Raw genomic sequence first — 11,035 nt, 5'->3', positions numbered from 1 at the left:
ACCAGCACATAAAACATACTGGCATCATAAAAACAAACAAACACGCTATTGAGTTCTCAAAGAACAGACACACAAACCCATCCCACCACACACGCACGCGCAGCGCTCAAGGAGAAGTGCTCCCACCCGAACCGGCCCACACCCGCCCTGACCAGGGAAAACCCCGTCTCAGCCGGTGCGTCCGCATCAGGCGAACGAGAAACTACTCTAAACCCTCACCGTCCTGGAAAGCAAACCCGAACCCGGGTGATACCCGCCACACCCACTCGCAAGCCGGTCATGGCACCAGAAACTATTCACACTCTCAAAAGAAAGAAAGGAATGGAGTGAAACCCCAGAGCAATCCCCACGCCACCCGCCAGGCGAACCCGCCCGGGCAACAGCACTGAACTCTACACACACCCACCCCACCACGCAAACCACAGACCCGACCCACCGCCGGGAGGCGGCAGCGAAGCCCACGTTCCGGACGTCCGCCCTCCCGTACACGCGGGAGGGCGGACGCGCCACCCGGTCACTGCGCAGTCAGGGCCGAGGCGGTCTCGAGGATCGCCGGAACACGGGTCTTCAGCTTGGGAGCGAACTCGTCGCCGGGCCTCTCACCCGCCTGCCAGCGGGTGTACATGTCCTCGAGGAAGACGGAGGCCTTCCACAGCGCGAGCACCTGGTACCAGTTCAGCCGGCTGACATCGAGTCCTGAGCGCTGTGCGTACCGCTCGACGAGCTCGTCCTTCGTGAAGTAGCCCTCGGCCTGCGTCGCGGGGCTGAGGTCCATGCCGGACGAGTCCGCGGAGCCTCGTTCCGAGTACATCACCGTCATGTAGCCCAGGTCCGCCAATGGGTCGCCCAGTGTGGCCATCTCCCAGTCGAGCACGGCGGAGATGCGGGGAGGCGCCTCGGGCGCGAACATGACATTGCCGAAGCGGTAATCACCGTGGACCAGGCCCGCACGCTGCGGAGTGGGCACGTTGTCTCCCAGCCATCGCGCGATCTCGGCCACCTGCGGCAGGTCGCGCTTCGTCACGAGCGGTGCGAGGCGGGAGAACGTCGCGATCTGACGCTCCAGATACCCCTCCGGCCGTCCGAACTCCGTGAGCCCCGCCCCGTCGAGATCGACGCCGTGGAGATCCGTCAGGGTGTCGACGAGCGCCTCCGAGGCGGCCCTGCGGCCTGCCGCTGTGTCGAAGACGGCAGGCGTCTCACGCACCACGATCTCACCCTCGAGGTAGTCCATGACGTAGAAGGGCACACCCAGCACGCTCTCGTCCTCGCAGACGGCGAGGATCTCCGGGACCGGCAGCCCGACCCGCGCAACGCCGCGCTGCACCCGGGCCTCACGGACCATGTCGTGCGTGGACTTGGCGATGGGAGGGCGAGGACCGCGCCTGAGGACGAAGCGGCGGCCGCCGCGTTCCATGAGGTAGGTGATGTTGGACTGCCCGTCACCGATCCGCGCCCAGGCCAGCTCACCACCTCCGAGGCCGATCCCGTCGAGGAACTCCGCCACGGGTTCCAGCACGAGGAGGGGCGGCATCGTGAGCTCCGCGGCTTCGGCCCGCGTCCTCACGACCTCCGTACCGTCAGGTTCCGTGCGCAGTGCGTCCACGCCGCTCCTCCTCCGCTCAGCAGACGAATGACCGAACGATCGCTCGGCACTGGGGACCAGTCTCCCCAGCCGCAGTGCGACAATCAAGTCCCGGCCGGGCCTGCCAGACCCTCCGGCGCCTCGACGACGACGATGACATTGCCCCCGGGGTCCCGCACATGGATCGACCGTGCTCCCTGCGCGCCTTCCGGCCCCCGGTCCGGCAGTGTGCCCGCCGCACGGAGCCTCTCCGCGTCCGCGTCCAGATCGTCGCTGAACAGCACGAGGAGCGGCTCTCCCGCACTCTGGTCCGCATGGGCTCGTGGGGGATCGGCATCCGCGGCCCGCCCGCTCGCCCCGCCGCCCGAGGCAGCCTCGCCACCCGGCGCCTCCCCGCCGGAGGGCACATCCCCGGGGGACAGCGCGGTTCCACCCGGCATCAGCCACACCCCGGCCTCGGCGACGCTTCCGGGCCCCACATGCACGGCCCGGAAGCCGGGGAAGATCTCCTCGTCGAACAGCACGCCGAATCCGAGCCCGCGCCCGTACCAGCCGATCGCAGCATCCTGGTCCGGCACCGTCACGACGGCCCTGCCCACCCTCACAGCGGTCTCCTCCGAACGAAGGCGTCTTCTGGCGCCCAGCGTATCCGGCGTGCCTGCGGAGGAGAAGGGGGGCGGCGCGCTCAGTCCGGCCGGCGGAGCGCGCGCTCCAGATCGTCCACGAGGTCCTCGACATCCTCGATCCCCACGGACAGGCGGACCAGATCGCGCGGCGGGGCCTCGGGAGCGCCCGCGACGGAGCCGTGGGTCATGGTCGCGGGGTGGCAGATGAGCGACTCCACACCGCCCAGGCTCACGGACAGGCCGAAGAGGTCCGTGCCCTCCGCAACGCTCCGCGCCGCGGCCTCACCTGCAGCGAGACCACCGCTCACCGGCCCCGGCCGCACTGCCGCGCCTGCTCCGGCAGCACCCCGCACCGGGCCGGACCCGCCCTTCACCCGGAAGGACACGATCCCGCCGAATCCGGACATCTGCCTCTTCGCGACCTCGTGTCCGGGGTGTCCCTCCAGCCCCGGGTAGAACACCTGCTCCACCTCCGGCCTGTGCTGGAGCCATTCCGCGATGACGGCGGCGTTCTCGCAGTGCTGTCGCAGGCGGATGCCCAGCGTCTTGAGCCCGCGCGCGGCGAGGAAGGAGTCCTGCGGGCCCGCGACCGCACCGCCGGCGAACTGCTGGAAGCCGACCGCCTCGGCCAGCGGCTGCCCCTCCCACTCCGCTTCGCCCACCACCACGGCACCGCCCAGCACATCCGAGTGGCCGCCGATGTACTTGGTCGTCGAGTGCACGACGGCATCGGCACCCAGCGTCAGCGGCGTCTGCAGCGCCGGTGAGGCGAAGGTGCTGTCCACGACGACGAGCGCACCGTGCGCATGCGCCGCCTCCGCCCAGGCGGCGATGTCGACCACCGTGAGGAGCGGATTGGTGGGCGTCTCGATCCACACCGCGCGCGCCTGCGGTGCCGCGATCGCGGCTTCGAACCCCGGCAGGTCGTCCGGGGCGACGAACTGCGTGGTCACTCCCCAGCGTGCATAGAGCTGCGTGAGCAGGCGGTGGGTGCCGCCATAGGTCTGTGCCACCGCCACGACCGTGTCCCCCGGCCGCAGGACGGACCGCAGCAGCGCGTCCTCCGCCGCGATCCCGGAGGCGAAGGCGAAGGCGCGGCTTCCGCGCTCCAGAGCCGCGAGCTGCGTCTCGAAGCCGCTGCGCGTGGGATTGCCGCCGCGCGAGTACTCGTATCCGGCCCGGAGCGTGTCCACGGTGGGCTGCGTGAACGTCGAGGTCTGGTAGATGGGAGGGATGACCGCGCCCGTGAGCGGGTCCGGGGCCTGCCCGGCGTGCACCGCCGAGGTCGCGAAGCCCCTTCGCAGCAGGCGGGGCCGGGTCTCCGCAGGGCCTCCGCGCGCCAGGGACGGCACCGCCCCCGAGGCCGTCAGGGCTGCCGCGGAGGGCAGGGGCTCTGCGCCCGAGGCCGTCCACTCGTCTGCAGACGTCTGTGCCTCTGTGATTGACCGGCTAGGGGAGAGTGCCGCGTACGTCCATGTCGCCTCGTGCGTGCTCATGCCGTCACCGCCTCGGCTTCGCGGACCGGCGCTTCCGGAGCGTACCCCCGCCCCGCACGCGCGGGGGAGGCCGGCACATCGGCGACTCCGGCCTCGGGCGCGGTCTGCGGTTCCCCCAGCCCTGCGGCGGCATGCCCCGCCTCTGCCAGCCCTGCGGCGGCGAACGCCTGGGCGAGGTCCGCCCAGAGATCCTCCGGATCCTCCCGCCCCACGGAGAGTCGGAGGGTGCTCTCCGTGATGCCGCCCGCGTCCCGCAGCTCCGGACAGAGCCGGCAGTGGGTCATCGAGGCCGGGTGGGAGATCATCGAGCGGGCATCGCCGATGTTGGCCGCCAGGCGGAACACCCGCAGCGCATCCACGAAGCGCTCCACCACGGACAGATCGCCGTCCAGCTCGAAGGACAGCACGGCCCCGGCGCCCCGCGGGAAGTCGCGGCGGGCGAGCGCGGCATCCGGTGAGCCGGGCACACTGGGATGGCGGACGACTCGCACACCGGGGTGGGCGTGGAGGCGCGCGGCGAGCGCCTCGGCCGTACGGCAGTGCCGCTCCACGCGGATGTCGAGGGTCTCGATCCCGTCGAGAGCCTGCTGCGCGCTCCACGGCGAGAGGCAGGGGCCTAGGTCGTGGAGGAACTTGGCGCGGATGAGGTGGAGGAGCGCGCCGTGCTCGCCGTACCGCTCCACGAGCGAGGCGTTCCCGAACCGCACGGTGGGTGCCGTGAGCTGCGGCCACTTCTCCGGTTCCGCACTGGGACTGAAGCGCCCGGTGTCCACGACGACTCCGGCGAGCGCGGTGCCGTTGCCCGTGAGGTACTTGGTGACGGAGTGGACGACGAGGTCCGCACCCAGCGCCCCCGGCCGCAGCAGATGGGGTGTGGCCAGGGTGTTGTCGACGATCAGCGGCACGCCGTGGAGGTGGGCGATCTCCGCGAGCGCGGGAATGTCGGGCAGGTCCGCATGCGGATTCCCGATCGACTCGACGAGGAACGCCCGGGTCCGCGAGTTCGCTGCCGCCGCCCACTGCGCGGGCTGGCGCGGGTCCACCCAGCTCACCCGGATCCCGGCCTCGGCGAGGGTGTCGTTCAGAAGGTCCGCGGTCCCGCCGTAGATGCGCGCGGAGGCGACCACTTGGCCGCCGGGAGCATCCGGCTCCGGGCGCGCCTGCGGGTGCTGCCCTGCGCGGCCGGCGAGGGCCAGGAGCGTGAGGGCGAGGGCGGCCTGGCCCGAGGCGGTGGCCACCGCGCCCACCCCCTCCTCCAGCGCGGCCAGGCGCCGCTCCAGCAGCGCCACCGTGGGACTGCCCGTGCGCGCATAGGTGAAGGCGGGCTCTCGCTGGGCGAAGGCCTCGCGCGCATCGCGCAGGGAGTCGAACTCATAGGCGGCCGAGAGGTGCAGCGGCGGCTGCACGGGCCGGGCGGGCACGGGAACTGCGGTGCCGGCGTGGATCTGCGCTGTGGCGATCGCCTGTGCTGGGCGGATGTGAGCAGTCATGTCTCCCCCTGGACGGGGCGCGGGCGGAGGACCGCCGGTGCGCCGAGCTTGCAGGCGGCGGTCCGTCCGTCTGCCGGATCGTCATCTGGGGCACCCATCGCTGGCGTTGGGGTTGCCGGCCGGTCAGCCAGAGCTGTGCGACCGGCTCTCGTGATCCTGATTGCAAACGTACGCGAGCGCCGCAGCGGGCTCAGCCGCGCGGACACAGTGGGACACAGGACGACGCTCAGCGTCATGGAGGTCGAGGACGCGAAGGGCGCGCGAGCGGATCCGGTCCCGAGCGGCTGCGCGCGAGGCCGGCCGGCTCCCGCCGCCCGGCAGGGTCCCCGGGTGTCAGACCCCCGACGGTTCTGCCGCTGCCGCCTTGAGCAGGGTGCGCAGGCCCTGGGCCCGGGCGTCGAACGCGGAGAGGCCGCCCTCAGCCGGCGTGAAGCGCACCGAGTACAGCACCGCCCAGAGCAGGCTGAGCAGCCATGCGGGCTCGACCTTCGGGTCGATGCTCCCGTCCTCCGCGCCCCGGTGCAGGGCCGCGACGATCTCGGCGTCCTCCGGCACGAGAGCGGCCTGCGCCGCCTCCGGGGCGTGCACGGCCTCGGGGTTCCCCTCGGCGCTGGCAGGCCGCCGAGGCGCGCTGAGCTGACGCACGCCGGCCGGCTCCCCCGCGCCCTGCGCCTCCCCCGTCGCGGACGTCTCTCCAGCCGCCCGCACAGCGGAGGCCGAGGCCGCCTCGGGAACGGCATCGCCCTGCGGCTCCCACAGCTCCGGGGTGACCATCCACCAGGCGAGGACGTCGAGCCGGTCGAGCGCCTCCGCGGACAGCCTGCGGAACGCGGCCAGCCCGGTGCCTTCGCCCATGCGCGCGGCCCGCACCGCCTCGCGCCACTGGGAGACGGTGAGCTCGTCCAGCGCGAGCCGCAGCGTCGCCCGGTCCGCGAAGTACCGGTGCAGCGTGCTCCGGGAGACCCCGGCGGCCTCGGCGATGTCCTTCATGGGCGCTTCGGGATGAGCCGCCAGCAGGTCGATGGCCGCGGTCATGATCGCAGTGCGCGTGCGCCGCGCGGTGGGGCTGAGGGCGGACTGCGGGGCCTGCGCCGGGTCCGCGGACGAAGGAGAGTCGGACATGCCCACACAGTATTGGACTCTTCCGCACTCATTCAAGACAGGCGTTGACAAATATGGGACATATATGTCCCAATAGTGGCTATGGCCGTCTCAGATGCAGTGCGCGATCCCGATCAGCCGCGCCTCAGCGCCGGTTCCCGTGACGGCAATGCCGCAAAAACGGACGCGGACGCCGCCTCGACGCGTGAGAGGCTCACGATCCTGTGGTCCTTCACCCGCCCGCAGGCTCCCCGGCTGCTGCTGGGCCTGCTGCTCGCGCTGGCCGTCTCCGCCATGGGCCTCGCCTCGCCGATGGTCACCAAATGGGTTCTCGACACACTGGACGCCGGCGGCTCCCTCCGCGCTCCCGTCCTGCTGCTCACCGTGCTCCTCGTGGTGGGCGCCGTCGTGGGCTGGTACCAGTGGACGCTCATGGGGCGCGTGGCCGAGGACATCGTCCGGGACGCGCGCCGCCGCATGATCATGCGCTACCTCGGCGCGCGCGTCTTCGCGCTCCTCTCGCGCGGGCCGGGCGAACTCGTCACCCGGGTCACCTCGGACACGGTGCTGCTGAATCAGGCGGCTTCCTCCGCGGTGATCGGACTCATCAACGGCTCGATCATGCTCGCGGGCTCACTCGTCCTCATGGCGGCGCTGGACCTCGTCCTCCTGGGCGCCACCCTGCTGGTGGTGGCGGTGATCTTCCTGCTCTTCGTGGTCCTCATGCCGCGCATCGCCGCCGTCGAGGAGAAGTCGCAGGCCGCGCTCTCCTCACTCGGCACCGAGCTCGAGGGCACCGTCCGGGCGATCAAGACCGTGAAGTCCTCCGGCGCGGAGACCCGACGCCTGCGCGCCCTCATGCACCACGTGGACGAGTCCCGGCACCAGGCGCTGCGGTCGGTGCGCATCCAGGCAGGGGCGTGGACGATCGCCGGCACCGGCCTCGACGCCGCAGTGATCCTGGTCCTGGCCTTCGGGGCGTTCCGGGTGAGTACGGGCGAGATCACCGTCTCGACCCTCGTGGCGTTCCTCCTGTACGTGTGGGGCCTCAGCGGACCCCTCATGGAGCTCACGCAGAACCTCAGCACGCTGCAGTCGGGGCTCGCCGCCGCAGGGCGCATCCGGCAGATCGAACAGATGCCGCAGGAGGCGCGGGTCACGTGGGAGGTCCGCCGCGGAGGCGGGGAGGACAGCGCCGCGCGAGGCCCCACCGGATCCGGGGGCGGCCTCGGCGACGGCGCTCCGGGCGCGGCCCCCGCCCTGGAGTTCTCGGAGATCACCGCCGGCTACGAGGGAGCCGCGGAGCCCGCAGTGCGGGACCTCGACCTGAGCATCCCTCGCAGCGGGCACATCGCGCTGGTGGGCGCCTCGGGAGCGGGGAAGACCACGGTCTTCAACCTCATGATGCGCTTCCTCGAGCCGGAGCACGGCAGCATCCGCCTGTTCGGGGAGGAGTACCGGGAGCTCAGCCCCACGCGGACGCGGGCGGCTTTCGCCTATGTGGAGCAGGAGACGCCGGTGGTGCCGGGCACCATCGGGGAGAACCTGCTGTTCACCAACCCCGAGGCGGACCGCGAGCGGGTGCGGGCGGTGACCGAGCAGCTGGGCCTGAGCGCGTTCATCGACGGCCTCCCGAACGGACTGGACACGCCGCTGACGGAGACCAGCACCTCGGGCGGGCAGCGGCAGCGCATAAGCCTGGCCAGGGCGCTCCTGGCCGATGCCCGGATCCTGCTGCTCGACGAGGCGACGGCCCAGGTGGACGGGCTCACCGAGGCCGCGGTGCAGGCGGCAATCGCCGGCGCCGCCGAGGAGCGTGCGGTGGTGACGATCGCGCACCGGCTCTCCACCGTGGCGGATGCGGACGAGATCCTCGTCATGGACGCCGGGAGGATCACCGCGCGCGGCACGCACACGCAGCTCCTGCGGGAGAGCGCGTACTACCGGAGCCTCGTGGCGGCGCTGCGGATGAGCACGGAGACTCCGGCGGGCTGAAGCGGCGGGCCGGTCCGAAGAGCACCTGGTGCGCCGCCTCGCTCGGCATGAGAATGGAGGCATGACCGCACATTCCGCGCAGCCCTCCTCCGAGCAGCCCGACGGCCGCTCCGCGAAGAAGCCGGCGAAGCAGCCCGCCACGGCCCCCACCGAGGCGGACCCCCTGGAGTACATCCGCTCGCTCGAGGCTCCCCGCCGCCGGGTCCACGGCGAGCTCCTGCTCGAGATCTACGGCCGCGCCACCGGCGAGCGCCCGGTCATGTGGGGCGAGTCGATGGTGGGCTACGGCAGCTACGACTACACGTACGCGAGCGGCTGGTCGGGCACGGCGTTCCGGTCGGGGTTCAGCCCGCGCAAGGCGAAGCTCTCGCTCTACGGACTGCCTCCCCACGAGGCGGCCCCGGAGCTGTGGGAGCGGCTGGGCAAGCACACCCGCGGGGCCGCCTGCACCTACGTGAACAAGCCCGAGGACATCGACCTCGATGTCCTCGAGCAGCTCATCCGCCTGGGCTGGGAGAGGGGCGGGCAGGGCTGCTGAACCTGCCGCCTCGCAGTCACCCCACCGCAGCCGGGACCTGCGGTGCCGTCCGGCCCGAGGCGAACCGCCCCAGCGCCCAGGCAAGCACGAGCGCCACCACGATGCCGTTGAGCGGGGCGATGCCGACGGCGTGCTCGTTCGAGAACCACGCCACCGCCGCACCGAGCGCGTACGGCACGAGCGCCTGCCAGCGCACCTTCTCCGTGAGCGTCTCCAGCGGGGGCTGCCCGTGCCGCCACCGCGCGATCCAGTCGCCCACGAGCACACCGCCCAGCGGCGGGACGAAGACGCCCAGCAGGCTGAGATAGCCGACGATGTGGCCCTCCACGCCGGTGAGCGCGAGGATCGTGCCGATCACCACGCCCCCGATGATGTAGGGCCCCTTGCGCCTGTCGCTCGCGATCTCGGCCCCGGCCACACCGAAGGCGTACGCGGCATCCGCGTTGGACTTCCACAGGTTGCCGAACAGGAAGAACAGCCCCCATCCGATCATCCCCATGCTGATGAGCAGCGTCGTGAAATCGCCCTCACCGAAGGCGAGCGCGGCCACCGCGCCGAAGAACACCATGAGCCCGTTGCCCACCACGAAGCCGATGCCGCAGGCCGCCACCGCATGCCGGCCGCTGCGGGCGAACCGCGTCCAGTTGGCCGCCTGCGTACCGGCTGAGGCGAAGGTCCCCACGATCGTCGTCACCGCGAGCGCCCAGCTCATCGAGGTCGCCGGCTCCATCGCGAAGATGCCGGAGAGGCCGCCCACCTCCGCAAACCCGCGGAACGTCAGCCAGAACGCGAGGATGAGGATGAGTGGAGTGGAGACGAGGGAGACCCAGTACATGCCCTCGTACCCGAACAGCGCGGTGAGCATCATGAGCCCGGACACCACGATCATGACGATCGCCGGAGCCCACCAGCCGGACCAGCCGAAGGCGAGCGCCGTCATCTGCCCGATGGTGCCCACCGCCACGCCGTACCAGCCCACCTGCGTGCCGCCCAGGAGCAGGGAGGCGAGCTTGGAGCCCACCGTGCCGAAGCTGTAGCGGGACATGACGACGGTGGTCAGCCCCGTGCGCGCGCCCAGGAACCCGATCGCCGCGACATAGACCCCCAGCACGAGCGACCCCACGAGGAGGACCACGAGGAACTCCGCGAAGTGGAACGCGGCGCCGACGGAAGCCCCTGCCATGAGCGTGGGCGCGAAGATCGTGAAGCCCACGAGCACCACGGTGATGGAGAAGGCCGAGCGCCGCGCAGACCTCGGGACCGGGGTGATGGGGTAGTCGGGATCGACAGGCGCCGCCGGACGCGCCTCTCCGCTCACCTGCGCGGAGAGCCCGGGTTCGCTCCCCTCCCCGCGCTTCACCGCGCGGCCTTCGCGGTCTCCCCGGCCTCCACGCCGATGTCCTCGCTCCACAGGTCCGGGCGCTCGGCGAGCATGCGGTCCATGAGTTCGATGCAGGCGGGGTCGTCGAGCACGTCGACCCGGACGCCGCGTTCGGCCAGCAGCGCCTCGGACATCTCGAAGCTCCTGTTCTCACCCACGACGATGCGCGGGATCTCGTACAGCAGCGCGGTGCCGGCGCACATGATGCAGGGGGAGAGCGTCGTGTAGAGGACGCTGCTCCGGTAGACGCCGGCGGGCAGGCGCCCGGCCTTCTCGATGGCGTCCGTCTCGCCGTGGAGGATCGCGCTGTCCTGCTGGAAGCGCTGGTTGTGGCCGGCGGCGAGCACATCTCCCTCGTGGACGAGCACGGCGCCGATCGGCACACCGCCCTCGTCCCAGCTCTTCCGGGCCTGCTCGATGGCGAGTGCCATGAAGCGGCGGTCGTCCTCGGGGGTGGGCGTCCAGGGCATCGCGGTGTTCCTTCCGTTCGGTTCCGCGTGGATGAGGCGGGCCGCGGCGAAGCGTGCGGCGAGGATGGGAGCTGCACCTCCCGTGTGGCCGCTGCGAGGAATCCGCATACGCAGCGCGCAGCTGGGCACGGACAAGAGTAGCGCCCTCTGCTGCGACGGCAGCGATTCGCCTCAGCCGTGCGCACGCGTATGCAGTTCCTGCAGCTCCGAGCGCTCCAGCGCGCAGTTACTGCATACCTGATCGGGGAAGCTGCGTGCATGTATGTGGTGACTGCGCGCCGAAGACGTCTGCGGCGAAGATACTGCATACGTTCAGAGCTGTGGACATCTGCACTGAGAACGTCGGGCGGCCA

9 protein-coding genes and 1 riboswitch are annotated in these 11,035 nt (G+C 71.3%); of the genes, 2 read left to right on the top strand and 7 right to left on the bottom strand.

The genetic code is table 11. The features are described 5' to 3' along the window. Positions 1-514: 514 nt before the first annotated feature. The 5 genes from K318_RS0113165 to K318_RS23885 form a co-directional block, all read right to left on the bottom strand. Complete coding sequence (locus K318_RS0113165) at positions 515-1,606, bottom strand: phosphotransferase family protein (RefSeq protein ID WP_051297987.1); 1,092 nt, start codon at positions 1,604-1,606, stop codon at positions 515-517. Between the two features lie 83 nt (positions 1,607-1,689). Next, the gene (locus tag K318_RS21880) at positions 1,690-2,190 is read right to left on the bottom strand and encodes a VOC family protein (protein ID WP_035281926.1); all 501 of its coding nucleotides are present in this window, start codon (positions 2,188-2,190) and stop codon (positions 1,690-1,692) included. A gap of 80 nt (positions 2,191-2,270) precedes the next feature. After that, positions 2,271-3,707 (bottom strand): aminotransferase class I/II-fold pyridoxal phosphate-dependent enzyme, encoded by a 1,437-nt coding sequence (locus tag K318_RS21875; protein ID WP_084500197.1) that lies wholly within the window; start codon positions 3,705-3,707, stop codon positions 2,271-2,273. Continuing rightward, positions 3,704-5,197: an O-acetylhomoserine aminocarboxypropyltransferase/cysteine synthase family protein gene (locus K318_RS21870; RefSeq protein WP_084500195.1), complete on the bottom strand. Its 1,494-nt coding sequence runs from the start codon at positions 5,195-5,197 to the stop codon at positions 3,704-3,706. The genes K318_RS21875 and K318_RS21870 overlap by 4 nt, the downstream gene beginning before the upstream one ends. A gap of 39 nt (positions 5,198-5,236) precedes the next feature. Next, a riboswitch (SAM riboswitch) is annotated at positions 5,237-5,353 on the bottom strand. Between the two features lie 177 nt (positions 5,354-5,530). Further along, positions 5,531-6,319, bottom strand: a complete 789-nt coding sequence (locus tag K318_RS23885) for a TetR/AcrR family transcriptional regulator (protein ID WP_051297986.1) — start codon at positions 6,317-6,319, stop codon at positions 5,531-5,533. A gap of 81 nt (positions 6,320-6,400) precedes the next feature. Here K318_RS23885 and K318_RS0113140 point away from each other — a divergent pair, with 81 nt between their 5' ends. Both K318_RS0113140 and K318_RS21860 read left to right on the top strand, forming a co-directional pair. Beyond that, the gene (locus K318_RS0113140) at positions 6,401-8,293 is read left to right on the top strand and encodes an ABC transporter ATP-binding protein (protein ID WP_211233332.1); all 1,893 of its coding nucleotides are present in this window, start codon (positions 6,401-6,403) and stop codon (positions 8,291-8,293) included. Positions 8,294-8,354: 61 nt separating this feature from the next. Next, complete coding sequence (locus tag K318_RS21860; RefSeq protein ID WP_084500194.1) at positions 8,355-8,831, top strand: DUF1801 domain-containing protein; 477 nt, start codon at positions 8,355-8,357, stop codon at positions 8,829-8,831. A 16-nt stretch (positions 8,832-8,847) separates the two neighbouring features. On the opposite strand, the gene codB is transcribed toward K318_RS21860, so the two are convergent. Together codB and K318_RS0113125 are read right to left on the bottom strand one after the other, a co-directional pair. Further along, positions 8,848-10,191: a cytosine permease gene (gene codB, locus K318_RS0113130; protein WP_029089816.1), complete on the bottom strand. Its 1,344-nt coding sequence runs from the start codon at positions 10,189-10,191 to the stop codon at positions 8,848-8,850. After that, positions 10,188-10,682, bottom strand: a complete 495-nt coding sequence (locus K318_RS0113125; RefSeq protein ID WP_029089815.1) for a nucleoside deaminase — start codon at positions 10,680-10,682, stop codon at positions 10,188-10,190. The genes codB and K318_RS0113125 overlap by 4 nt, the downstream gene beginning before the upstream one ends. Between the last annotated feature and the right edge of the window lie 353 nt (positions 10,683-11,035).

This window comes from Brevibacterium album DSM 18261 (assembly GCF_000426445.1).
Taxonomy (GTDB): Bacteria; Actinomycetota; Actinomycetes; order Actinomycetales; family Brevibacteriaceae; genus Brevibacterium; species Brevibacterium album.
The sequence above is the reverse complement of the archived record's forward strand: the minus strand, read 5'-3'. Positions and strand labels throughout refer to the sequence as shown.